The organism is Pseudomonas sp. DW-iso17 (assembly GCF_058725345.1).
In genome coordinates this window covers 49,623-70,608 of record NZ_JBZXEA010000044.1, presented here as the reverse complement: position 1 = coordinate 70,608, position 20,986 = coordinate 49,623, and the positions used below count along the sequence as shown (strand labels likewise).

Sequence of the window (20,986 nt, the reverse complement as noted above, 5' to 3'; positions counted from 1 at the left end):
AGGCTGTGCGTTTTACGCAAAGGTGTTGTCCGCATACTCCCATTTATCGCACAGCACGGCCACCGGATAATGCGCGCCATGTTTTTCCATTCTTGATACACAGGTGATGTATGCAGGCACGTTCCACCGAAGGCTTGGCGCAGGCCAGGCCGAGCAATAACCTTCTACGGCTGCTGCTGTTGCCGTTGGTAATTCTGGCGGGCATGGGCCTGTCGGTGGAGGCCGGATTGCTCGGGCCATTGGGCGCGCAGGTCGGGCATTTGTGGGCGACGTTGAGCATCTTTGGCGTTGGCACGGCGATTCTGTTTTTACTGCTGCTGTTCAGCGGCCCGCAAAAGGGCCCGGCATTCACGCAGCTGCCGCGCTGGCAGTTGATCGGCGGGTTTCTGGGGCCGATGTATGTAGTGGTGTTGACCCTGGCTACACCGCACATCGGCATCGCGATGACCATGATCGCGATTCTCTCGGGCCAGGTGGGCAAGAGTGTGTTGATCGACCACTTCGGCTGGTTCGGCACCGCGCGCAAACGGGTCAATGGCGAGCGCTGGATCGCGTTGGCGTTGATTGTGGCGGCACTGGTTCTGATTGCACGAGGCTAAGGCGATGAATCTGTTTATGTTGTTGGTGATGGTGATTGCGGCGGGGGCGGTGCTGAGTGTGCAGGCCGCTATCAATGGGCGTCTGGGCCAGACTGTGGGAGTGTTGCGCAGCAGTCTGTTGACTTTCGCGGTGGGCGCGCTGACCACGGCGTTGTTGATATTTTTCTTCGAGCCGGCCCAGGCCGTCAGCCTGCTGGAGGTGCCAAAGTGGCAATTGACCGGTGCCCTGTTTGGCGTGGTGTACATGATGGTGATGGTCGGCGCGGTGCCGGTGGTCGGTACGGCCGTCGCCACGGTGGCCGTGATTGTCGGGCAACTGGGCATGGGCATGTTGATCGACAACTTTGGCTGGCTGGGCAACCCGGCGATCGAGCTGTCGGGCAGTCGTATCCTCGCGATGCTGTTGCTCGCCCTGGCGTTGGTGTTCATGTACCGCAGTAATAGCCGCCGGGCCGACTGACGGCGCTGAACCATGCTTGCTTGCCCAGGGTCACTGCTTAAGGTGCGGCGCTCGCCGCATCGGACGACCATGAACAAGGAGTCTGACCATGCCAGATCAAACCTGTGCTTGCCCTCACTGCAAATGTGTACTGGGCGCTGACGCAATAATGAAAGACGGCAAGGGCTATTGCTGCCAGGGCTGTGCCGAGCACCATGCTCACGGTGAACCCTGCGCGGCGGCGACGGGATGCGAATGCGCCAAGTCGGCCCACGGTTGACAGGATTGACCTGCAGGCCCGGGCACCCGGTGCCTGCAGGATGAGTAAAAACAGTTCGCTTGCCGGCGACCAGTCTTTACCATGGTCGCCCGTCCTTGTTTGATGTGTACCGCCATGGCCCTGGCCGCGCCCCCCGACCTTAGTGATCACGCCGTTCCCGTGCAGCCGTTGGCGCGTACCTACCCGCGTGGGTTGTACGTAGAACCGCACAGCCACGATTGGGGCCAGTTGCTCTACGCCATGAGCGGTGTGATGTGGGTCGAGACGCCCCGCGAAGCCCTGGTAGTGCCGCCCCAGCGTGCAGTGTGGTTGCCGCCGGGGGTGGAGCACGGGATCCGTGTGGTCTCCGATTTGCAGATGCGCAATATCTACCTGCGCCCGGCGTTGGCGGCGACGCTGGACAGCCAGGTGCAGGTCATCGAAGTGGGCCGCTTGTTGCGGGAGTTGATCGTGACCTTGGTCGAGCAGGGTGATCACGGTGATGCGGTTTACTATGACGCTGTGGTGGGCCTGGCTCTGTTGGAGTTGCAACGCGCACGGCGCTCGCCTATTCGCATCGCCATGCCGGTGGCGGCGGATCGTCGGCTGATCAATGCGTGCCAGGCGGTCATGGCTGCGCCTTCCCTGGACATCCCGTTCGAACAGCACGCCGAGGCAGCGGGCGCCAGCGTGCGCACCCTGGCGCGGCTGTTCCAGCAGCACCTGGGCATGGGGTTTGCCCAGTGGCGCCGTCAGGTGCAGTTGGCCACGGCGGCTGCGGAGTTGATCCAAGGCCAGTCGGTGAGCGGCATAGCGCGCACCCTGGGTTACTCGCCCAGCAGCTTCAGCGACATGTTCCGACGCGAATTGGGCGTGTCGCCGTCGCAGTACCGGAGTTGGCCGAAATCCTGAAGCACTTGGCCGATACCCACGGTAGGTGCGCCCTAGACTGAGCCCATCAATCCACCGGGCGCAGCCTTCATGAGCTATTTGATTTCCTTGGCCATCGGCCTGTTTGTCGGCGTGATCTACGGCGCGCTGGACTTCCGCTCGCCTGCACCGCCCGCTATCGCACTGGTCGGCCTGATGGGCATGCTGCTCGGCGAAAAGCTCTGGCCCATGGCGCGGCAGTTGGTCAGTGGTTGGTTGTCCTGATCCCTTTTCCCTTCCACGGATGCCCTCTATGAACGCACTGCAATTTACCGCCACCGGCGACCTCGCCCACCTGCGCCTGGTGGAGGTGCCCATGCCGGTACCGTCTGCCGACGAAGTGTTGGTCAAGGTCAACGCGGCGGGCCTGAACCCCAGCGACGTCAAAAACGTGCTTGGCCGTTTCCCCTACACCACGCTGCCACGCATCCCTGGGCGTGACTTCGCAGGCGTGGTGGTGGAAGGCCCGCAGGCATTGCTCGGCCAGGAGGTTTGGGGCACCGGTCGTGACCTGGGGTTTTTCGCTGACGGTTCCCATGCCCAATACCTGCGCGTGTCAGCCAAGGGCGTAGCGCACAAACCCACGCACTTGAGCTTTGCCCAGGCGGCCAGCCTCGGTGTGCCGTTTACCACCGCCTGGGATGCCCTGGAGCGCAGCGGCGTTGGCAAGGGCACGCGCTTGCTGGTGATCGGCGCCAACGGCGCGGTCGGCAGTGCGGCGTTGGCGCTGGCGAAGATACGCGGTGCGCAGGTATTGGCGGCCGTGCGCAAGGCCGATCAGCTCGAGTTGTTGCAGGCCCAAGGGCTGGAGGCGATTGCCTTGGGCAAGCCGGAGGAACTGGGCGCGCAAGTGCAGGCCGTGTTCAATGGCGGCGCCGACGTGATCTTTGACACTACCGGTTTCTGGCTGCCTGCCGCGGTGGCGGGGCTGGCACCGTTCGGCCGCATCGCCATCATCGCCGCCCCGGTTGACGGCCACGTGCAGTTACCGGCCCTGGCGCTGTACCGTAAGGGCGGGTCGGTGGTGGGGATCAACTCTTTGCTCTATAGCTGCGAACAATGCGCGGTGATGCTGGAGGCGTTTGGGCGCTTCTTTGATGAAGGCCTGTTGCCGCTGCCTACGGGGTTGCGTGAAGTGGCGTTGGTGGAGGGTGTTCAGTGCTATGCAGAAGTGAACAACGGCAGCCCAGACAAAATCATTTTCCTGCCGTGATGGATAGAAATGTGGGAGCGGGCTTGCTGTGGCGAGGGAGCTTGCTCCCGCTCGACAGCGCAGCTGGAGCCGGCTTTTTTGGGGGCGCTACGCACCCCAGCGCAAGCAAGCTTGCTCGCCACAGCAAGCCCGCTCCCACAATGTTGATCTTTATTCGGTTTCGGGAACGCCTTTTTCCCACGCCGACCAGTTCTTCACAATCGCTTGGACCAACGGGTTGCCCGTGCGGTACAGGTTTTCCAGCGCCGGTACAAACCCACCCTGATCGGCATACTTGAGCAGGTTGTCCACTTCGCTGTAGCCAGGGTAAGGCCGGTCAAAGTCAGAGCCTGCGCGCACCACGGCCAGACGCTGGATATCCACCAAGCCTTCGCGGCTGGCGCGCAGCAGCGCTTCGTAGGTGGAGTTGTCCTCCTGTTGGGTGGTGCAGTATTCGCCTTTGTTGTCGGTGAGCAACTGGGTCCAGACTTCGGCACGTTCGCTCAACCGCGTGCCGGAAAACCAAGTGTTGCCCGCCAGGGTGTCGCAGCGGGTGACTTGCGGCGGCTGGTTGGCCGGGGCGGCGGGGTAGTGTTTGCGCCAGGCGGCGGACTCTGTGCTTTCTGTCAGCTCCACCTTGTGCGACAAGGCAAACGCCTTGGCTTGCAGCTTTTGGTTGAGCTCAAACACTTCGGTCTTGTAGTCCAGCGGAGGTTTTTCGTTGGGCCCCTTGGTGTTGATCCCTATATAGCCCGTCGGCCAGTCCTTGGGCGCATCCCGTGAATCCAGCTCCCACTGCGTGCCGAACTCCACCAGGTAATGGGCCCAGGCGGCGGTGCCGATGGTGCCGTGCTTGGGGTTGATGCCGGCGATCCCGGCGATCAGGAAGTAGCTCTGGCGCAGGTCGAACTTGGGCGACAAGGCCAGGGCCAGGGTAGATGCGGCAGCGTTGGTCTGGCCCATGCCGGTCACCAGCAGGCACACGTCCTGGTTGTTGCAGCGAATCACTGGATATTCGGCGGACAAGCCTGGAACGCGTACTTCTTGTTTAAGTTCGAGGCGGTCGATCCAGGTTTGCGCCTCGGGGGCAAACATGGTGATCAGCATCACCTTGGGTTTGATCGGTGCTGGGCTATCCGCCAGCACCATGTGGGGCAATAGGGCCAGGCCGAAGGCCAGCGAGACACGGGTCAATGCGTTCATCTACAGCTCCTTGATCAGAATTGATAGCCCACGCCGGCGTAGTAACCCCAGCCGTCTGAGCGTGCGCGGAAGTTGCCTTCGCCGAAATTCAACTCGCTGCCGTCCTCCCAGTTGCCGCCGTTGTGAAAGTAACGGCCGACCAGGGTAAAGCGCAGATGGGTAAACGAGTACAGCAACACGTTGGTGGCCACCAGGGAATTGGCGGTGCGCGCCGGGTTGTCCTTGTGCAGGTCCGAGCCGAAATCGTAGTTGGTGAAACCGATGTAGGTCAGCGAGGCGCCGTTGTCGAACTTGCCGATGGGCACGATGTACTTCATCTGCGCTCGGTAGCCGTCCCAGGAATACTCATTGCTGGCGCCGTAGTTTTCCCACTGGTAGCGCCCGTAGAAATTGGCCGACAGGTTGACCCTCGAATGGGTGTCGATATCGGTACCCAGGCCGCTGTACAGGGTGTTGGCGCGGTTTTCCTTGCGGCTGCCGTGGTCGTAGATCCAGTCAAAGGCCACATACCATTCCTTGAATGGGCCAATTGCCAGGCTGCGTCCTGCGAGGTAGTCGATGGAGATCCGCGGTTCATGCTCCATGAACACCGGCGAGCCATGGTCCCACACACCTTTGTCATTACTGTTACCGATGGTGAGGATCTTCGGTACATCGATATAGCCGTACAACTCAAAGGGGCCCTTGCGCCCGAAGTACTCGTATTCCAGGTAGACGTCATCTTGAGGCTTGGGGCCGAAACTGATGTCTTTGCTGCCGATCAGCGTGAGGTCCTGGTTGAACCACTCGGACAGATACACGCCTTTTTTCGCCGGGGGGTTGGCTTCAGGGCTGAGGGTTTCGCCCTGTGCTGAGTCATCCACGGGCTTTTCCTGCGCCAAAATGGGTGCACTGAGTACTCCCGTAACGGCGGCCAGTAGCAACGAAACGCCAAGACCGGCACGAGGCTTTGAGGTGGGGTGCATTGAAAGTCCTTATTCTTACGCGGTTTAAACCCGATTCGACGGGGAGGAGTGAACTTGGCGGTCAAGTTCGTTCCGCAAACGTTTGCACAGGTTGTACCAACTTGGGTCAATGGCTTGAACTGTTTAGAAAAAAGAGCAATTAGCCGACGCTTTGGTCAGGAAAACACTGGGATTTCTGTCATCCTGATGCGTCACCCTGTGGAGGAACCTTGATGTTCGAACACTACCTGCGTGCCTGGGAGCTGAGTGCTGATGGACAGCCTATCGTCACACCCGGCAGCGACCTGTTGCCGGTCCGCTGGAAAGGCGTGCCGGCGATGTTGAAAATTGCTCATACCCCTGAGGAAAAACTCGGCGGCCGCCTGCTGAGCTGGTGGGCAGGTGACGGCGCGGCACGGGTGTTCGCCCATGACCACACTGCAGTGTTAATGGAACGCGCAACGGGCTCAGGTTCCTTGATGCGCATGGCCCTCAATGGTCAGGACGACGAAGCCAGCCAGATCGCCTGCGCAACTCTGGCCCGGCTGCATGCGCCTCGTGTGTCGCCGCCCGAAGGGTTGGTTGGGCTGGATGAGTGGTTCCGATCCTTGTGGCACGCCGCCGAACAGGAGGGCGGTGTCTTACGCGACTGCGCGGCGACGGCCCGGACATTGCTGGCTGCGCAACAGGAGGTTGTGGTACTGCACGGTGATTGCCATCACGACAATATCCTCGACTTTGGCCCTCGTGGCTGGCTGGCGATTGATCCAAAGCGGGTGATGGGCGAGCGCGGTTACGATTACGCCAATTTGATCTGCAATCCGGACTTGCCGACCAGTAGCGATCCACTGCGTTTCAGCCGCCAGGTTGGGGTTATCGCCCTGGCGGCCGGCCTCTCACGTCCGCGTTTGTTGCAATGGGTGGTGGCTCATGCCGGGTTGTCTGCCGCCTGGTTTCTGGAAGACCAGGAGCGCGAGCGTGCCATGATTGAGTTGCAGGTTGCCCGTCTGGCACAGCAGGCACTGGCTCAAGGGGCGGACGAGTAGGGCGGCGGGTGATGGGCAACCGGGGTGAATAATTGAAGTGCGGCCTGTCGCCGGTACTCACTCGGCGTCTGGTGCATTTCGATACGAAAGTGGCGATTGAAATTCGACAGGTTGGCGTAACCCACCTCAAAGCAGATGTCCGCCACTGACATCTGGCTGTGCAACAGCAAGCGGCAGGCACGCTGCACGCGGAACTTGCGCATCAGGTCGATAAAGCCGTGGCCGGTGTTGCGTTTGAAAAACCGCGAAAAGCCAGGTTCGCTCATGTCCAGCTGCCGGGCGATGTCCGACAGGCGTACATCGCCGGTCAGTTCCCGCATCAGGTAGTCAAGCGCCTTGTTGATACGTTCGGCGCTGCGCGCATCCAGGGTCGGTGCGTAGCACGGGCTGGCCAGGGTCTTGGCCTGTGAGGGCGGGGCGTTCTTCAGCGTATCGAGCAGTTGCAGAAATAGGGTCAGGCGTTGCAGACCATGGGCATTGCCGATGGCCTCCATCAGCCTGGCGGCGTGTGTGGCGGTTGCTCCGGTGAATTCGAGGCCGCGTCGCGCCTGTTCAAACAACGCCTGTAACTCGCCCAGTTCCGGCAGGGTGGTGCGCAGAGCGAGCAGGGCGGCGCCGTCGAATTGGAGCACCACATCACGCCCGTGCAGGTATTCGCCGGGGGCCAGGTCGCCGATCCAGTCGTGAGGCAGGTCAGGGCCGATCAGTGCGACATGCCCGGCGCTGAACGCACCGATATAGTCGCCCGCCACCAGCTTGCCGCTGCCTTGGCGGATCAGGTGGATTTCGAATTCAGGGTGGTGGTTCCAGCGTGCCAGTTCATAGGGATAGTCATGTTCGAACCAGCGAAAACCATGTTCCGGTTCGGTCAGGATCACCTCAAGCTCCGCAGGGCGATGCTCGAACAGGGTGGCGGGGCTGACGGGCATGATGCTGCCTCTTGTGGTGGTGCAATTTTCCCAAAATACCCGCACTGGCAATCGGTGCGCTAGCCCCGGTTTCGCCTGAGGCTGATACTTTTTTGATCCTGTGCCTCAGGTTAAAAAAGTATCAGCCGCGCATTCGCCAGCCGTTTGTGAGGCGGCAGGCCAAGCTGCTGTAATCGAGGCTCAACAACAAAGGTCGGCAAGCTGTTCTCGGCGGTGTTCACCGGCTACCGGCAATAACCTTCACAGGAGCCCCCATGAAACGACTCGAAAGTAAAAGCGCGCTGATCACCGGATCGGCGCGAGGCATTGGCCGTGCGTTCGCCCAAGCCTACATCGCTGAAGGCGCCACCGTGGCCATCGCCGACATCAACCTGCAACAGGCCCAGGCCACCGCCGCCGAACTGGGGCCCCAGGCTTACGCCGTGGCGATGGACGTCACCGACCAGGCCTCCATCGACGCGGCGATCGCCACAGTGGTGAGCCACGCTGGCAAGCTCGATATCCTGATCAACAACGCCGCCCTGTTCGACCTGGCCCCCATCGTCGACATCACCCGCGACAGCTTTGAACGGCTGTTCTCGATCAACGTCGCCGGCACCCTGTTCACCCTGCAGGCCGCAGCCCGACAGATGATCAGCCAAGGGCATGGCGGCAAGATCATCAACATGGCCAGCCAGGCCGGGCGGCGAGGCGAGCCGTTGGTGGCAGTTTATTGTGCGAGCAAGGCGGCGGTGATCAGCCTGACGCAATCGGCGGGGTTGAACCTGATCAAGCAGGGCATCAATGTCAATGCCATCGCCCCCGGTGTGGTGGACGGCGAGCATTGGGACGCAGTGGATGCGTTGTTCGCCAGGCATGAAGGGCTGGCGCCTGGCGAGAAGAAAAAGCGCGTAGGGGATGAGGTGCCGTTTGGGCGGATGGGCACGGCTGAAGACCTGACCGGCATGGCGATCTTCCTGGCGTCGACGGACGCCGATTATGTGGTGGCCCAGACCTATAACGTCGATGGCGGCAATTGGATGAATTAGCGGTTGACGCTGACCCAACTGTGGGAGCTGGCTTGCCTGCGATAGCGTTGGTGGATTCACTCGCCTCATCGCAGGCAAGCCAGCTCCCACCTTTGAACTTCAGCGTTATTGAGAATAGGGTAAGTCAGCAACGCATCGATCCCCGCAGTAAACTGTTCCATACTTCAAGATTTCTACGCTCGCCCGGAGGCGGTCGTACGTGCAGACCACCCGAGAACGACCATGAGCCTTTCGAAAGCTGCCATCGCTTCATTCGACGTCGACGCCCAGAAGAGCTTCACGCCTTTGTGTCCCAACGAGTTGCCAGTGGCCGGTGGCGACGGCATTGGTGCCGAACTCAATTACATGGCCAGTCTCGCCGGCCACCGCATCGGCAGCAAGGACGCCCACACCCCCCACGCACCCTGGGTGGTCGGGCAGCACAGCGAGATGCTGCAACCCACCGGCCTGGCCCATGCCGATGTGACCTGGGTCAGCCACTGCGTGCCCGGCACCGAAGGGTTCACCCTGCTCGATGAGTTGCCCACCCCCTATGACTACGACTACTTCATCTGGAAAGGGGTCGAGCCCGACCTGCACCCCTACGGCGCCTGTTACCACGACCTGCACGACAAACTGTCCACCGGCGTCATCGAGTACCTCAAGGCCCACGGCGTGGCCCGCGTGATCGTCGGCGGCCTGGCGCTGGACTATTGCGTCAAGACTACCGCGTTGCAATTGCTCAAGGCCGGCTTGCAAGTGATCCTGCATTTGCCGGCGTGCCGAGGCATCAGCGAGGAGGGCGGTGTACAGGCTGTCGACGAATTGCTCAAGGCCGGTGCATACATCAGTCGCACCCGCGAAGAACTGGCCCTGATTGCGCAGGGCTGAGCCTCAACGCTCAATCGACCGACTCCACCGCGCATTCCATTGCGGCCGTGCCTGGTTGACCTGGTCCCAATCAATCGAAATGGCGGTCTGCAGATAACTCTGCATGGCCTCCACCCGCGCGCGAGTTTTGTCGGTGGTGGGGGTGGTCGGGTTCGACGGGATCTGGTCACCTTCTTCCAACGCCGGCGCCTGGGCCTCGGCAGTCAGCAAGAACGCTGCGAGCTTCTGCGCCAGTTCCGGCTGGTCATTGCGGGCGATCACGCATTCGGCCACGTTGAGCACCACCGCACCTTCTTTGGGCTGCGCGTACTCCATCGGTATGCCGAGCAGCTTTTGCGTGGCGACCTGGGTCGGGGTCAGGGGGAAGATCGCGGCCTCGCCGGTTTGCACCATCTCGGAGATCTTCGCGGAGCTGGCGATGTATTCCAGCACGTTGGGGCCCACGGTCGTAGGCCAGGCCTTGAAGCCCGGTTCCACATTGCTTTCATCGCCACCCTGGATGCGGTTGAACATCAGGAAACCATGCAGGCCGAAGGTGGAGGAGGCCAGGGACTGGAACACCACTTTGTCCTTGAAGCGCGGGTCGGCCAGGTCCATCCATGAGGTGGGCGCGGCCCAGCCTTTGTCTTTGAACATCTTGGCGTTGTAGCCAAGGCCGGTGACGCCCAGGGTCACGGCCACGGCTTCGTCCTTGATTCGGGCCTTGGCCGGGATCTGTTCCAGTGGCGGGCTCGGCGCGAGCTTGTCGCACAGGCCCATGGAGATGGCGCGGTACATGATGCCGTCGTCGAGGAACATCACATGCATCTGCGGGTTGGCCTGGTTGGCCTGGACCTTGGCAAGAATGTCCGATGAGGTGCCGGGTACGATCACGACCTTGGCGTTATTGGCCTTTTCGAAGGCGGGCAGCACCTTGTCGGCGTACACCCGTTCCATGGTACCGCCGTTCATGCCCAGGTACAGCGTGGGGGCGGCATGGGCCGTGCTGGTGAGCAAGGCGAGGGACAAGCAGGACAACGCGAGACGTGATTGCATGGGGTTTTTCCTCTCAGGCTTGGAAACGACGGATGGAAAACGCTTCGATGGGTTGGCGGCTGCTGCCGTCGCAGACGATCTCTGCCAAGGCTTCACCGACGGCGGGGCCGAGCTGGAACCCGGCGCCGGCAAAGCCGAAGCCGTGGAGCAGGCCGGGTTGGGTACTGCTGGGGCCGATCACCGGTTCGTTGTCCGGCAGGTAACCTTCGGTGCCGCTCCAGGTGCGAATGGCCTGGGCTCCCTGGAGAAACGGGTAGAGTTCGCCGGCATTGCGCAGGATCTCCAGCACCGCCGCCTGGCCCGGCCGGGCTTGGTGTGGGCCGAGGGCAAAGCCGCGCCCGCCGCCGAGGATGCAATTGCCACGGGCGACTTGCCGGGCATAGATGCCGCCGCCCTCGACGCCGGTGCTGACGGTCATCACTCCCCGCAGCGGCTCGGTGACCAGCATTGCCGGGTGCGCCGAGATAATCGGCACCGGCTCGCCCAATTGCGCGGCGACCTTGCCAGCCCAGGCGCCGGCGCAGTTGAGCAGCCAGGGCGCTTGCAAGTGCAGGCCGTTGGCGCAGTGCACCTGGAACAGTCGGCTGTCGTGCGCGATGCGGATCACCTCGGCTTGCTCGTACACCGCAGCGCCATGGCGTTGGGCGGCACGGGCAAAGGCTGGGGACACCAGCCGCGGGTTGGCATGCCCATCATCCGGGCACAACGAGGCGCCCACTGCCACGTCGCCCACCCAGGGAAAACGCTTGCGCAACTCGCTGCGGTCCAACAGCTGCAAGCCCAGGCCAAAGCCACGGGTCTGATCGGCGTAGGCTTGCAGTGCGGCAAAATCCCCGGGGCTGCGCGCCAGCTTCAAATGCCCGCAGCGCACGTATTCACCCTCAATACCAATCAACCCAGGCAGGTCGGCCCACAGTTGGTGAGCGCGCTGGGACAGCGGTAACTGATGCAAGGGCCGCCCCTGGCGCCGCACGCCGCCGTAATTGACGCCGCTTGAGTGCGAGCCACAAAAATCCCGTTCTACCAGTGCCACCCGCTGGCCTTTTTGCGCGAGCACCAAGGCCGCCGAAGCCCCGACGATGCCACCCCCCAAGACGATGACGTCGATCATGGCTGCACCTGCACGCCAAACGGCAGCGGCTTGATCGGCGCCTGGCCACGCAGACGCCCGATCTGTGGGAGGTCGCGGCCGCTGCGCTCTGCTACGATTTCCGCCGCCGCCAACCCGCACATCCGCCCTTGGCAGCGGCCCATGCCGACGCGGCAATGGGCTTTGACCCGGTTGATTTCCCAGTGGCCTTCATCCACCACGGCGCGCACCTCGCCGACGCTGACCTCTTCGCAGCGGCACAGGACCAGTTCGTCCGGCGCCTGCGCGGCCCAGTGCTCGGGGAAGGGGAACGCGGTTTCCAGGCCCTGGCGAAAGCGCTGGATACGCGCCAACTGCCGCTCCAGTGTGGCCCGGCGGTGCGGGTCGACCGCGACGCCGGTATCTTCCAGCAACGCCAGCGCGGCACATTCGCCGGCCATTTGCGCGGCATCGGCGCCCATGATCCCGGCGCCGTCGCCCGCCAGGTACACCCCTTCGACACTGCTGCGCCCGGCGCTGTCACGTTGCGGCAGCCAGGCGCGATTGAGCGGGTTCCAGGCAAACTCACAGCCGAGCAGATCGGCCAATTGCGTTTCGCTGCGCAGGGCGTGGGCGAAGGCCACCGCATCGCATGGCAGGGTCTGTTCGCCGAAGCGAATGCCACGCACCCGTTGGTCACCGTCGATCTGCTTGAGCATTGCGCCCTGATGCACGGCAATCCCGTGAGCGGTCAGCCAGGCGCGGTAATACATGCCTTTGGCCAGGGTCGCCGGTTGCCTGAGCAGCGCTGGCAAGGCCCGGCATTGGGCGCTCAGCGGCGCACTGTCAAGCACCGCCAGCACCTTGGCACCGGCCTTTGCGTATTGGTACGCGACTAAATAGAGCAACGGCCCGGAGCCACAAAACACCACGCGTTCGCCAATCGCGCAACCTTGGTACTTCAAGGCGATTTGTGCCGCGCCCAGGCTGTAGACACCGGGCAATGTCCAGCCCGGCACAGGCAGGATGCGGTCGGTGGCGCCGGTGGCGACTATCACCTGCGCGTATTCGAGGCTGTCGGCGCGCCCGTTATTGAGCATGTCCAGGCGACCGTCCTCGGCGTTCCACACCAAGGTATCGGGCCGATAGTCGATCAAGGCTGCCAGTTCATCCATGGTGCGGTGCACGGCTTGGGCCTTGCGCGCTTCAAACCCGTAGACCTGCCTGGCGGTGCGTTGAAACCCTGAAGGTTGGCGGCGATAAATCTGCCCGCCACCGCGCGGGCTCTCATCCACCAGGCAAGGTGTGATGCCGTGGTCTAGCAACGTGCGCGCCGCGCTGATCCCCGCCGGGCCTGCACCCACAATCACCACCGGCTTCATGGCTGGCGCCCCGGGTCACGGCTGATCGCCTGGCCGTCTTCAAGCTGGGTCGAACAGGCGCGCACCCGCCGCCCATCGGCCAGCCGCACCCAACAATCCTGGCACGCGCCCATCAGGCAAAACCCGGCGCGGCGCTCGGCGCTGAAATCGCTGCCGCGCAGGTGCTCGGCACAGGTCAGCATGGCGGTCAGCAGGGTGTCGCCGAGCAGCCCCGTGGCGGGTTGGCCGTCGAGGGTAAAGGCCAGGGCAGGGCGTTGGGTTTCGCTCAGTCGCTTGAACAAGGCCATCAGTGTTTCCCCACCAGTACGCGGTCCAGGCCGTAGACCCGGTCGAGCACAATCATGGTCGCTGCCGTCAGTGCGATGACCAGCGCCGAAACGGCCGCCATCATCGGGTCGATGGACTCGGTGGCGTACACGTACATGCGCACCGGCAGGGTTTGCGTGGCCGGCGAGCTGACGAAAATCGACAGGGTCACTTCATCGAAACTGTTGATGAACGCCAGCAACCACCCACCGGCCACGCCAGGCAAAATCATTGGCAGGGTGATCTGCCGGAACAGCGTAAAGCGCCCGGCGCCGAGGGATTCGGCGGCCTGCTCGGCACTGCGATCAATGCCGATGGCCGCCGCCAATACCAGGCGCAGCACGTAGGGGGTGATGATCACCACGTGCGCGAGCATCAGCCAGGTAAAGCTGCCGTTTACGCCCATCAGCGCAAACAGGCGCAGCATGGCCACCCCTAGCACCAGGTGCGGAATGATGATGGGCGACAGGAACAGCGCGCTGAAAAAATTGCGCCCCGGGAACGCATAGCGACTGATCGCCAAGGCCGCCGGCACCGCAATCAGGGTCGCCAGCGTGGCGGCGGTGAAGGCCAGGATCAGGCTGTTGTAGAACGCCTGGATAAAGTCAGCGCGTTCGAACACTGCGCGAAACCAGCGCAGGGAGAAGCCCGACGTGGGCAGGCTCAAGGTGTTCTCTGGCGTGAATGCCACCAGGCACACCACCACCAGCGGCGCCATCATGAACAGCACCACCGCTGCATGGAAACCGAGGGCCAACGGACCGTTTCTGGACATGCGCTTAAACCCCCAGGGACTTTTTGTAGCGGCCTTCGACCATACGGTTCCAGCTCAGCATGATCAGCAGATTGACCAACAGCAGCGCCACCACGAGGGTCGCGCCCATGGGCCAGTTGAGTTCCGAGAGGTACTGGTCGTACACCACGGTGGCGACCATCTTCAGGCGTCGCCCGCCCAGCAGACCGGGGATCGCAAAGGAGCTGGCGGCCAGGCCGAACACGATCAATGTGCCGGACAGCACACCGGGCATCACTTGGGGCAATACGATCTTGCGCATCACCGTGGCTTGGCTGGCGCCCAGGGACAACGCCGCCTGTTCGGCTGACGGATCGAGCTTTTGCAGGGAGGTCCACACCGGGATGATCATGAACGGCAGCATCACGTGCACCAACGCGATGATCACGGCGAAGGGCGTATACAGCAGCTTCATCGGACTGCCGCCGAGAGCCTGGATCATTTGGTTAATCAGCCCGTCGGCACCCAGCAGCAGGCTCCAGCCAAACGCGCGTACCACCACCGAGATCAGCAGCGGTGTGAGGATCACTATCAGGAAAATCGAGCGCCACGGCGTGCCCATGCGGCTGAGGATGTAAGCCTCCGGCACGCCGATCACCACGCACAGTAGCGTCACCAGGGCACTGATCCAGAACGTGCGCCAGAAAATCTCGTAGAAGTAGGCGTCGCTCAACAGCGCCCAATAATGGGCCAAGGTCCACTCATCGACCTTCACGCCCACTTGGTAGTCGAACACATTGAACGACAGCACCAGGGTCAAGCCCAGCGGCACGATCAGCAGCCCGGCAAACAGCACCAGCGCTGGCAGCGAGAGCAGGTAACCGCGACTCATGGGTGCACCTCATCGGCGGCCAGTACCCGCAGCAAATCGGCCTGCCATTGCAGGCCCACTGCCGCGCCGCCAGCCAAAGGTGCGCTGCCGTCGTTACTGCGCACCACAGTGATTTCGCCCAGGGCGGTGTGGACGCGGTACAGCCATTGGCTGCCGAAAAAGTAGCGGTCTAGCACTTTGCCTTGCATGCGCCCGGTGCCAGGCTCCACCAGTTGGATTTTTTCCGGGCGCAGGCTCAGGGTCAGTTCGCCTGCGCCGCCGTCGTGACGCACTTGGGGTGCGCCGAGCGCATCGTAGTCGCCGGCCAGCAGGTTGGCCTTGCCGACGAAGTCCGAGATAAACCGCGTGCGCGGGTGCTCATAGAGCTTGTACGGCGCGTCGATCTGGGTCACACGCCCGGCCTGCATCACCACCACACGGTCGCTGATGGACAGGGCTTCGGCCTGGTCATGGGTGACCATCAGGGTGGTGATGCCCACCGCGCACTGGATACGACGGATTTCAAATTGCATCTCTTCGCGCAGGTTGGCGTCGAGGTTGGACAGCGGCTCATCGAGCAACAACACCGGCGGTTCGATCACTAGCGCACGGGCCAGGGCCACGCGCTGGCGCTGGCCGCCGGACAGCTCACGAGGGTAGCGCTGCGCATGCTGGGCCAGGCGCACCAGCTCCAGCACGGTATTGACGCGGGTGGCGATATCGGCCGCAGGCACCTTGCGCATCTTCAGGCCGAAGGCGACGTTGTCGCGCACGCTCATATGCGGGAACAGCGCGTAGCTCTGGAACACCACGCCCAGGCCACGGCTGGCGGGTTTTGCGTGGGTAATGTCGCGACCGTCGAGCAGGATCTGGCCGCCGCTGACGTCGACGAAACCGGCGATCATTTGCAGGGTGGTGGTCTTGCCACAGCCTGAAGGGCCGAGCAGGGAAACGAACTCGCCTTGTTCCACCGCCAGGTCAGTGGCGACCACCGCATCGACGGCGCCATAGCGTTTGCTCAAGGCCTTGAGTTGGAGAAATGCCATGTTTGCGTTCCACCTTTATTCAGTCGCGTCTAAACGCGCTTTCTTGTTTTGGGCAGATGCGAAAAGTGCGGTGCCGGAGCGTTGGCGCTCGATCTCAAGTCGGCTGCCGGTTGTTGTTCAATTCGCCCCTGTGGACGCAGATTAGGACGAAGACTAGGATGGGCGGAAGCTGAAATTTCACTCAACGGACTACTATTTTTCGATTTATTCATTGAGCAGAATTACTAACGAGACTAGGTGTTATGGATTCCACTGAGCGAATTGATGGTGGCAAAGAAGTCGGTGCGGGCAGCGTCTCCCGGTTGTTTGCTGTGCTGCGAGCCCTGGGGGAGGTACCCGAGGGCGGCGAGCGGGTCACCCAGCTCGCCCAACAGGTGGGCTTGTCCCAACCCACCACCCATCGTCTGCTGCGCAGCCTGATGGACGAAGGCATGGTTGAGCAGGATGCACGCAGCAAACGCTATCGCTTGAGTCTGGAGTTCTTCGCGTTGGCGGCCAACGCGGGCAAGACCGGCAACCTGCGCGACCTGGTGCGCCCCAGCCTGTTGCGCCTGAGCGCGTCGCTGGGGGACTCGCTGTTCCTGCTGGCGCGCAGCGGCTTCGACGCCATTTGCCTGGACCGCAGCGAGGGTCCGTACCCGATTCGTACCTTCACCGGCGATATCGGTGGGCGCGTGGCCTTGGGTGTGGGGCAGGGCAGCCTGGCGATCCTGGCGTTTCTGCCGGAAGAAGAGCGCGAGACGGTGATCCGCTACAACCTGCCACGGCTCAAGGACTTCCACCTGTACGACGAAGTGCTGCTGCGCTCCGAAGTGGAGAACGTGCGCAAGCTGGGTTATGCAGCACGCAACACCGGTGTGCTGGAAGGTATGGCAGGGCTGGCGGTCCCCATCCTCAACCGCGACGGGTACGCGGTCGCGGCGTTGAGCGTGGCGACCATCAGCGACCGCCTGGGGCCAAGCCGCTTGCCGATGGTGGTGGAGTTATTGAAGCGCGAGGCGGCGGCCATCGGGCCGCGGCTCAATCCGTTTGACCCGACGTTGCGCAGGCCGTCGCAGACCTTTGGGGGTTAACCCGGGCCTTCACAACAGCATATTGGATCCAGTTACGGTATAACCCTGAGACGCTTTCGTGATTCGAGGCCCCATTTTTCATGCAAAACCCTTTGCAACGTCCGCTGTGGCAAATCTATCTGTTGTTCCTGGCACCGATGGTGCTGTCCAATTTCCTGCAGAGCTTTTCCGGCACCCTCAACGGCATTTACGTCGGCCAGATGCTGGGCACCCAGGCCTTGGCCGCGGTGTCGGGGATGTTTCCCATCGTGTTTTTCTTTATCGCCCTGGTGATCGGCCTGGGGGCGGGCGCCTCGGTGTTGATCGGCCAGGCATGGGGCGCCCAGGAGACCGGAATGGTCAAGGCGATTACCGGTGCCACCCTGACCCTGGGCGCGTTGGTGGGCCTGGTGGCCGCCGTGCTGGGCAGCCTGTTTGCGCGCCCGGCATTGCAGGCGTTGGGCACGCCGGTGGATGTGCTCGACGACGCGGTGGGCTACGCCCAGATGATGATGTTGATCATGCCGTTGCTGCTGGTGTTCATCCTCTATACCCAACTGCTGCGTGGCGTCAGCGACACGATTTCGCCGTTGCTGGCATTGATGGTCTCCACCCTGGTGGGCTTGCTGCTCACGCCTGCGCTGATTCGCGGCTGGATCGGCCTGCCACCCATGGGCATCCAGAGTGCGGTGTATGCCGGGCTGGTGGGTAACGCCTTGGCGATGCTGTTTCTGATCCTGCGCCTGCGCCACAAAAACCACGTGATGGCGCCAGACCGCGAGCTGCTTGCCGCCTTGCGCCTGGACCGCGTTATCCTCGGCAAAGTCCTGCGCATCGGCCTGCCGACGGGCTTGCAGATGGTGGTGCTATCGCTGTCAGAGCTGGTCATCCTGGCTTTGGTCAACGGCCACGGTTCCCAGGCCACGGCGGCCTATGGCGCGGTGACGCAGATCGTCAACTATGTGCAGTTCCCGGCGCTGTCGATTGCCATTACCGCCTCGATCCTCGGCGCCCAGGCGATTGGCGCCGGGCGCCTGGAGCGCATCGGGCCGATCCTGCGCACGGGGCTTGTGATCAACCTGTGCCTCACCGGTGGCTTGATCGTGCTCGGCTATGGGCTATCCCACTGGTTGCTGGGCCTGTTCATCACCGACGACAGCGCACGGGTACGGGCCGAACACCTGCTGCACATCATGCTCTGGAGCATTCTGGTATTTGGCTTCCAGGCGGTGATTGGCGGCATCATGCGCGCCAGCGGGGTGGTGCTGATGCCGGTGGCGATCTCGATCTTCTGCGTGCTCTGCGTGGAACTGCCAATGGCCTATCTGTTCAACGCCCACTTCGGATTGGAAGGGGTGTGGATGGCATTTCCGGTGACCTACCTGGCGATGCTGGTGTTGCAGATCGCCTATTACCGCTTGGTGTGGCGGCATAAGCAGATCAAGCGGTTGGTGTGAGGCTCAGGCCGCGCAAGAGCAACTCCAGGCCTTGCAAGCCTTCCTCCAGCCGTGTGCCCGGGTGTTCATCCCGGGCAATCCACAATGCGGTATTAACCAGGCTGCCGTTGATCAACTGCGCCAGTGCGTGGCTGGGGGCCGTAGGCATCAGGCCCGCTTGCATCAGGGTCTCCAGCAATTGGCGCAAGGACTCCACGCAGTGTTGCTGGGAGCCAGTGTCGCCCAGTACCGCCGGGGCATCCTGCAATACAATGCGCTGGATTTCCGGGTCCTGGGCCATGCGCAGATAGGCGCGACAGCGCTCGCAAAAACCACTCCAAGGCTCTACGGCCTGCTCCGAGATGCGTTGCAAGCGCGCGTCCATCTCGCTGTCGAGTTGAGCGACCACCGCCGCCAGCAGCCCTTTCTTGTCACCAAAGTGGTGATACAGCGCACCGCGCGTCAGGCCGGCACGGGCAGTAAAGTCATCCATCGAGGTATTGGCATAGCCTTGGGTGGCGAAGGCCCGGCGCGCGCTCGCTATCAGGCGGGCGCGGGTGTCTTCGATCATTTCAGCTCGGGCTCGGCTCATGGGCGTCTCTTGGTTAGGTGATTGACATACGCTGCGTATGCGAAGCATGATCTGCCACATACGCGTCGTATGTATTTTGCCCTGATGGATTCAGATAGCAAGCCCAGGGCGTCGAGCAAGAGGTCAAGCAGGATGGCAAACCCCTACGCTGAGTTATTCCAGGTCCCCGGTGCCCGGGCCTTTGTGCTCGCGGGCATGCTGGCGCGCATGCCGATATCCATGACCGGCATCGGCCTGATCACCATGCTGTCCCAGGTACATGGCGGCTATGGCCTGGCCGGTTCGGTGGCGGCGGTGTTTGCCCTGGCCACGGCGATTTGCGCGCCGCAAGTGTCACGTTGGGTGGACCGCTACGGTCAGGGCAGGGTGCTGCCGATTGCCGCGCTGATCGGCGGCGGGGCGCTATTGATGTTGCTGCTGTGTACGCGGTTGCAGGCGCCGAATTGGACGCTGTTTCTGTTCGCCGCGCTGGCGGGCTGCATGCCCAATATGTCGGCCATGGTGCGGGCGCGCTGGACCGAGTTGTACCGTGGCCAGCCCAGGCTGCAAACCGCGTTTGCCCTGGAGTCGGTACTCGATGAGGTGTGCTTCATCATCGGCCCGCCCATTTCGGTGGGGTTGAGCGTGGCGGTGTTCCCAGAAGCCGGGCCCCTGGTGGCGGCGCTGTTGCTGGGGGTGGGCGTCACCACCTTTGTGCTGCAACGGCAAACCGAGCCACCGGTACACGCGCATCAGGGCGCGCACGGTCGTTGGCTGATTGCTTCGCCGTCGGTATTGATCCTGATGATTTTGCTGTTGGCCATGGGCGTGATCGTCGGCGTGGTGGATGTGGTCAGCGTGGCCTTCGCCCAGCATCAGGGCCAACCGGCGGCGGCGAGTATCGTGCTGTCGGTGTATGCCATTGGTTCGTGCCTGGCCGGGTTGGCCTTCGGTGCCCTCAAACTCAAGGCGCCGTTGCCACGCCAGTTCCTGTACTGCGGCGTAGCCACGGCGTTGACCACCTTGCCCTTGCTGCTGGTGAGCAATATTCCCGGCTTGGCCGCTGCCATCTTTATCTCCGGGCTGTTCTTTGCGCCCACGTTGATTGTGTCGATGGCCATGGTGGAGCAGATCGTCCCGGCCAGCCGCCTGACCGAAGGCATGACCTGGCTGATCACCGGCCTGAGCATCGGCGTGGCCATTGGCGCCGCGAGTGCGGGGTGGATGATCGACCACTTTGGCGCCACCAGCGGATTCTGGGTGGCGCTGGCGGCGGGGGCGGTGGTTGCGGGTTCGGCGGTAGTGGGTTACCGGCGGTTGGGATAGTCAGCCAATCGTCGGGCATGGCTCTGGGTAGTGATGCTGCAGAAATTCGTTCAGCGCCTGACGCGTGAGATCATTCAATGTCACTTTCTTACGGTTTGCCGCCAGGGCAGCGGCCAAATGCAAGTCATGCCCGACACGTACGTTGAATGAACCTTTGCACGGTTTCTCCGGCGTGTGCCCCAGGCTTTGGCAGGTAGCGAGATAATCATCCACCGCGCCACGGAAGGCTGCGTCCAGTTCAGCCACAGTTTTGCCTTCATAGCTCACCAATGCCTTGATGAACAGGATTTTACCAAACAGGCAGTTGTCCTCGAGGCTGGCTTCGATGGAGCCGATGTAGCCTTTGTGTTTCAGTTGGTTGTTCACTGAATCAGTTCTCCTGATTTCAATTGTTCGATGATCTGGCGCCGAATGTAGTGTTTCAGTTCGTTGCCGGGGTGAGGCTTGTGCAGGGTGATCATTGCACTGGGGTCGCCCATGTCGAACTTGACCCGGCTTCCGGCCCCTTCAATCTGTGTGTATCCCAATCGGCGTAATAACGTGACGAGCTCAGACCAGGTAAATGCCATGTGCTCATTGAGCAGTTTGGCGAGCAGCTTTTCATTCTTGGACACGGCGTTCCCTGCGTGTAACTAAATGTAGTTGCAAAAAGTGGTATTCGTCAATGCTAGCTCAGCTTCGTGCGGCTTCGCGGGGATTGATGTAACCCCCGATGACAGC

25 protein-coding genes are annotated in these 20,986 nt (G+C 62.4%); 12 read left to right on the top strand and 13 right to left on the bottom strand.

What is annotated here, in order from left to right; genetic code table 11:
- Positions 1-110: 110 nt before the first annotated feature.
- The 6 genes from AC4PS6_RS22635 (at position 111) to AC4PS6_RS22610 (ending at position 3,440) form a co-directional block, all read left to right on the top strand.
- On the top strand, positions 111-599 hold the full coding sequence (locus AC4PS6_RS22635) for a DMT family transporter (RefSeq protein WP_014718846.1): 489 nt from the start codon (positions 111-113) through the stop codon (positions 597-599).
- A 4-nt stretch (positions 600-603) separates the two neighbouring features.
- Positions 604-1,059, top strand: coding sequence for a DMT family transporter (locus AC4PS6_RS22630; protein ID WP_014718845.1), 456 nt, complete (start codon positions 604-606; stop codon positions 1,057-1,059).
- Positions 1,060-1,147: 88 nt separating this feature from the next.
- Entirely contained in the window at positions 1,148-1,318 is a 171-nt protein-coding gene (locus AC4PS6_RS22625) for a putative metallothionein (protein ID WP_019816816.1), read from the top strand.
- 114 nt (positions 1,319-1,432) lie between these two features.
- Positions 1,433-2,209, top strand: coding sequence for an AraC family transcriptional regulator (locus AC4PS6_RS22620; protein ID WP_019816817.1), 777 nt, complete (start codon positions 1,433-1,435; stop codon positions 2,207-2,209).
- A 69-nt stretch (positions 2,210-2,278) separates the two neighbouring features.
- The gene (locus tag AC4PS6_RS22615; protein WP_014718843.1) at positions 2,279-2,452 is read left to right on the top strand and encodes a DUF1427 family protein; all 174 of its coding nucleotides are present in this window, start codon (positions 2,279-2,281) and stop codon (positions 2,450-2,452) included.
- A gap of 28 nt (positions 2,453-2,480) precedes the next feature.
- Positions 2,481-3,440, top strand: a complete 960-nt coding sequence (locus AC4PS6_RS22610) for a quinone oxidoreductase family protein (protein WP_020303066.1) — start codon at positions 2,481-2,483, stop codon at positions 3,438-3,440.
- 150 nt (positions 3,441-3,590) lie between these two features.
- Here AC4PS6_RS22610 and AC4PS6_RS22605 read toward each other — a convergent pair whose 3' ends face one another.
- Together AC4PS6_RS22605 and AC4PS6_RS22600 are read right to left on the bottom strand one after the other, a co-directional pair.
- Complete coding sequence (locus tag AC4PS6_RS22605; protein WP_014718841.1) at positions 3,591-4,622, bottom strand: purine-nucleoside phosphorylase; 1,032 nt, start codon at positions 4,620-4,622, stop codon at positions 3,591-3,593.
- A 14-nt stretch (positions 4,623-4,636) separates the two neighbouring features.
- A complete protein-coding gene (locus AC4PS6_RS22600; protein ID WP_032872109.1) occupies positions 4,637-5,587 on the bottom strand; it encodes a nucleoside-specific channel-forming protein Tsx in 951 nt (316 codons plus the stop codon).
- A gap of 212 nt (positions 5,588-5,799) precedes the next feature.
- Between AC4PS6_RS22600 and AC4PS6_RS22595 the strand changes: the two genes are divergently transcribed.
- Positions 5,800-6,612, top strand: coding sequence for an aminoglycoside phosphotransferase family protein (locus AC4PS6_RS22595; RefSeq protein WP_130175123.1), 813 nt, complete (start codon positions 5,800-5,802; stop codon positions 6,610-6,612).
- On the opposite strand, the gene AC4PS6_RS22590 is transcribed toward AC4PS6_RS22595, so the two are convergent.
- Positions 6,594-7,541 (bottom strand): AraC family transcriptional regulator, encoded by a 948-nt coding sequence (locus tag AC4PS6_RS22590; RefSeq protein ID WP_014718838.1) that lies wholly within the window; start codon positions 7,539-7,541, stop codon positions 6,594-6,596. The genes AC4PS6_RS22595 and AC4PS6_RS22590 overlap by 19 nt on opposite strands.
- A gap of 254 nt (positions 7,542-7,795) precedes the next feature.
- Here AC4PS6_RS22590 and AC4PS6_RS22585 point away from each other — a divergent pair, with 254 nt between their 5' ends.
- Positions 7,796-8,569, top strand: coding sequence for an L-iditol 2-dehydrogenase (locus AC4PS6_RS22585; protein ID WP_014718837.1), 774 nt, complete (start codon positions 7,796-7,798; stop codon positions 8,567-8,569).
- A gap of 222 nt (positions 8,570-8,791) precedes the next feature.
- Positions 8,792-9,439: a nicotinamidase gene (locus tag AC4PS6_RS22580; protein WP_014718836.1), complete on the top strand. Its 648-nt coding sequence runs from the start codon at positions 8,792-8,794 to the stop codon at positions 9,437-9,439.
- Positions 9,440-9,442: 3 nt separating this feature from the next.
- Here the strand turns inward: AC4PS6_RS22580 and AC4PS6_RS22575 are convergent, their stop codons facing one another.
- From AC4PS6_RS22575 to AC4PS6_RS22545, 7 genes are read right to left on the bottom strand one after another with little or no spacing between them, the layout of a single operon-like run.
- The gene (locus AC4PS6_RS22575) at positions 9,443-10,474 is read right to left on the bottom strand and encodes an ABC transporter substrate-binding protein (RefSeq protein WP_019816825.1); all 1,032 of its coding nucleotides are present in this window, start codon (positions 10,472-10,474) and stop codon (positions 9,443-9,445) included.
- A gap of 13 nt (positions 10,475-10,487) precedes the next feature.
- Positions 10,488-11,585 carry an NAD(P)/FAD-dependent oxidoreductase gene (locus AC4PS6_RS22570; protein WP_282398817.1) on the bottom strand — a complete coding sequence of 366 codons (1,098 nt, stop codon included), beginning with the start codon at positions 11,583-11,585 and terminating at the stop codon, positions 10,488-10,490.
- Positions 11,582-12,925, bottom strand: coding sequence for an FAD-dependent oxidoreductase (locus AC4PS6_RS22565; protein WP_019816826.1), 1,344 nt, complete (start codon positions 12,923-12,925; stop codon positions 11,582-11,584). Before AC4PS6_RS22565 ends, AC4PS6_RS22570 begins: the two co-directional genes overlap by 4 nt.
- Positions 12,922-13,212 (bottom strand): (2Fe-2S)-binding protein, encoded by a 291-nt coding sequence (locus tag AC4PS6_RS22560; RefSeq protein ID WP_019816827.1) that lies wholly within the window; start codon positions 13,210-13,212, stop codon positions 12,922-12,924. The genes AC4PS6_RS22565 and AC4PS6_RS22560 overlap by 4 nt, the downstream gene beginning before the upstream one ends.
- Positions 13,212-14,006, bottom strand: a complete 795-nt coding sequence (locus AC4PS6_RS22555) for an ABC transporter permease (RefSeq protein ID WP_020303062.1) — start codon at positions 14,004-14,006, stop codon at positions 13,212-13,214. The genes AC4PS6_RS22560 and AC4PS6_RS22555 overlap by 1 nt, the downstream gene beginning before the upstream one ends.
- Positions 14,007-14,010: 4 nt before the next feature.
- The gene (locus tag AC4PS6_RS22550; RefSeq protein WP_336826958.1) at positions 14,011-14,856 is read right to left on the bottom strand and encodes an ABC transporter permease; all 846 of its coding nucleotides are present in this window, start codon (positions 14,854-14,856) and stop codon (positions 14,011-14,013) included.
- Positions 14,853-15,881, bottom strand: a complete 1,029-nt coding sequence (locus AC4PS6_RS22545; RefSeq protein ID WP_014718829.1) for an ABC transporter ATP-binding protein — start codon at positions 15,879-15,881, stop codon at positions 14,853-14,855. Before AC4PS6_RS22545 ends, AC4PS6_RS22550 begins: the two co-directional genes overlap by 4 nt.
- A gap of 242 nt (positions 15,882-16,123) precedes the next feature.
- On the opposite strand from AC4PS6_RS22545, the gene AC4PS6_RS22540 reads away from it, so the two are divergent.
- Positions 16,124-16,954: an IclR family transcriptional regulator gene (locus AC4PS6_RS22540; protein ID WP_019816829.1), complete on the top strand. Its 831-nt coding sequence runs from the start codon at positions 16,124-16,126 to the stop codon at positions 16,952-16,954.
- A gap of 80 nt (positions 16,955-17,034) precedes the next feature.
- Positions 17,035-18,390 (top strand): MATE family efflux transporter, encoded by a 1,356-nt coding sequence (locus AC4PS6_RS22535; protein WP_032896782.1) that lies wholly within the window; start codon positions 17,035-17,037, stop codon positions 18,388-18,390.
- Here the strand turns inward: AC4PS6_RS22535 and AC4PS6_RS22530 are convergent.
- The gene (locus tag AC4PS6_RS22530) at positions 18,374-18,961 is read right to left on the bottom strand and encodes a TetR/AcrR family transcriptional regulator (RefSeq protein WP_032872112.1); all 588 of its coding nucleotides are present in this window, start codon (positions 18,959-18,961) and stop codon (positions 18,374-18,376) included. The genes AC4PS6_RS22535 and AC4PS6_RS22530 overlap by 17 nt on opposite strands.
- 132 nt (positions 18,962-19,093) lie before the next feature.
- Here AC4PS6_RS22530 and AC4PS6_RS22525 point away from each other — a divergent pair, with 132 nt between their 5' ends.
- Positions 19,094-20,266: an MFS transporter gene (locus AC4PS6_RS22525; protein ID WP_336826957.1), complete on the top strand. Its 1,173-nt coding sequence runs from the start codon at positions 19,094-19,096 to the stop codon at positions 20,264-20,266.
- Here AC4PS6_RS22525 and AC4PS6_RS22520 read toward each other — a convergent pair whose 3' ends face one another.
- Positions 20,267-20,632, bottom strand: coding sequence for a type II toxin-antitoxin system HicB family antitoxin (locus AC4PS6_RS22520; protein WP_014718824.1), 366 nt, complete (start codon positions 20,630-20,632; stop codon positions 20,267-20,269).
- The gene (locus AC4PS6_RS22515; RefSeq protein WP_014718823.1) at positions 20,629-20,880 is read right to left on the bottom strand and encodes a type II toxin-antitoxin system HicA family toxin; all 252 of its coding nucleotides are present in this window, start codon (positions 20,878-20,880) and stop codon (positions 20,629-20,631) included. Before AC4PS6_RS22515 ends, AC4PS6_RS22520 begins: the two co-directional genes overlap by 4 nt.
- Positions 20,881-20,986: the final 106 nt, after the last annotated feature.

What these genes read in the sequence shown, in the direction of transcription:
- AC4PS6_RS22635 (WP_014718846.1), top strand. Translation starts at nt 111, where the DNA reads ATGCAGGCACGTTCCACCGAAGGCTTGGCGCAGGCCAGGCCGAGCAAT.
- AC4PS6_RS22630 (WP_014718845.1), top strand. Translation starts at nt 604, where the DNA reads ATGAATCTGTTTATGTTGTTGGTGATGGTGATTGCGGCGGGGGCGGTG.
- AC4PS6_RS22625 (WP_019816816.1), top strand. Translation starts at nt 1,148, where the DNA reads ATGCCAGATCAAACCTGTGCTTGCCCTCACTGCAAATGTGTACTGGGC.
- AC4PS6_RS22620 (WP_019816817.1), top strand. Translation starts at nt 1,433, where the DNA reads ATGGCCCTGGCCGCGCCCCCCGACCTTAGTGATCACGCCGTTCCCGTG.
- AC4PS6_RS22615 (WP_014718843.1), top strand. Translation starts at nt 2,279, where the DNA reads ATGAGCTATTTGATTTCCTTGGCCATCGGCCTGTTTGTCGGCGTGATC.
- AC4PS6_RS22610 (WP_020303066.1), top strand. Translation starts at nt 2,481, where the DNA reads ATGAACGCACTGCAATTTACCGCCACCGGCGACCTCGCCCACCTGCGC.
- AC4PS6_RS22605 (WP_014718841.1), bottom strand. Translation starts at nt 4,622, where the DNA reads ATGAACGCATTGACCCGTGTCTCGCTGGCCTTCGGCCTGGCCCTATTG.
- AC4PS6_RS22600 (WP_032872109.1), bottom strand. Translation starts at nt 5,587, where the DNA reads ATGCACCCCACCTCAAAGCCTCGTGCCGGTCTTGGCGTTTCGTTGCTA.
- AC4PS6_RS22595 (WP_130175123.1), top strand. Translation starts at nt 5,800, where the DNA reads ATGTTCGAACACTACCTGCGTGCCTGGGAGCTGAGTGCTGATGGACAG.
- AC4PS6_RS22590 (WP_014718838.1), bottom strand. Translation starts at nt 7,541, where the DNA reads ATGCCCGTCAGCCCCGCCACCCTGTTCGAGCATCGCCCTGCGGAGCTT.
- AC4PS6_RS22585 (WP_014718837.1), top strand. Translation starts at nt 7,796, where the DNA reads ATGAAACGACTCGAAAGTAAAAGCGCGCTGATCACCGGATCGGCGCGA.
- AC4PS6_RS22580 (WP_014718836.1), top strand. Translation starts at nt 8,792, where the DNA reads ATGAGCCTTTCGAAAGCTGCCATCGCTTCATTCGACGTCGACGCCCAG.
- AC4PS6_RS22575 (WP_019816825.1), bottom strand. Translation starts at nt 10,474, where the DNA reads ATGCAATCACGTCTCGCGTTGTCCTGCTTGTCCCTCGCCTTGCTCACC.
- AC4PS6_RS22570 (WP_282398817.1), bottom strand. Translation starts at nt 11,585, where the DNA reads ATGATCGACGTCATCGTCTTGGGGGGTGGCATCGTCGGGGCTTCGGCG.
- AC4PS6_RS22565 (WP_019816826.1), bottom strand. Translation starts at nt 12,925, where the DNA reads ATGAAGCCGGTGGTGATTGTGGGTGCAGGCCCGGCGGGGATCAGCGCG.
- AC4PS6_RS22560 (WP_019816827.1), bottom strand. Translation starts at nt 13,212, where the DNA reads ATGGCCTTGTTCAAGCGACTGAGCGAAACCCAACGCCCTGCCCTGGCC.
- AC4PS6_RS22555 (WP_020303062.1), bottom strand. Translation starts at nt 14,006, where the DNA reads ATGTCCAGAAACGGTCCGTTGGCCCTCGGTTTCCATGCAGCGGTGGTG.
- AC4PS6_RS22550 (WP_336826958.1), bottom strand. Translation starts at nt 14,856, where the DNA reads ATGAGTCGCGGTTACCTGCTCTCGCTGCCAGCGCTGGTGCTGTTTGCC.
- AC4PS6_RS22545 (WP_014718829.1), bottom strand. Translation starts at nt 15,881, where the DNA reads ATGGCATTTCTCCAACTCAAGGCCTTGAGCAAACGCTATGGCGCCGTC.
- AC4PS6_RS22540 (WP_019816829.1), top strand. Translation starts at nt 16,124, where the DNA reads ATGGATTCCACTGAGCGAATTGATGGTGGCAAAGAAGTCGGTGCGGGC.
- AC4PS6_RS22535 (WP_032896782.1), top strand. Translation starts at nt 17,035, where the DNA reads ATGCAAAACCCTTTGCAACGTCCGCTGTGGCAAATCTATCTGTTGTTC.
- AC4PS6_RS22530 (WP_032872112.1), bottom strand. Translation starts at nt 18,961, where the DNA reads ATGAGCCGAGCCCGAGCTGAAATGATCGAAGACACCCGCGCCCGCCTG.
- AC4PS6_RS22525 (WP_336826957.1), top strand. Translation starts at nt 19,094, where the DNA reads ATGGCAAACCCCTACGCTGAGTTATTCCAGGTCCCCGGTGCCCGGGCC.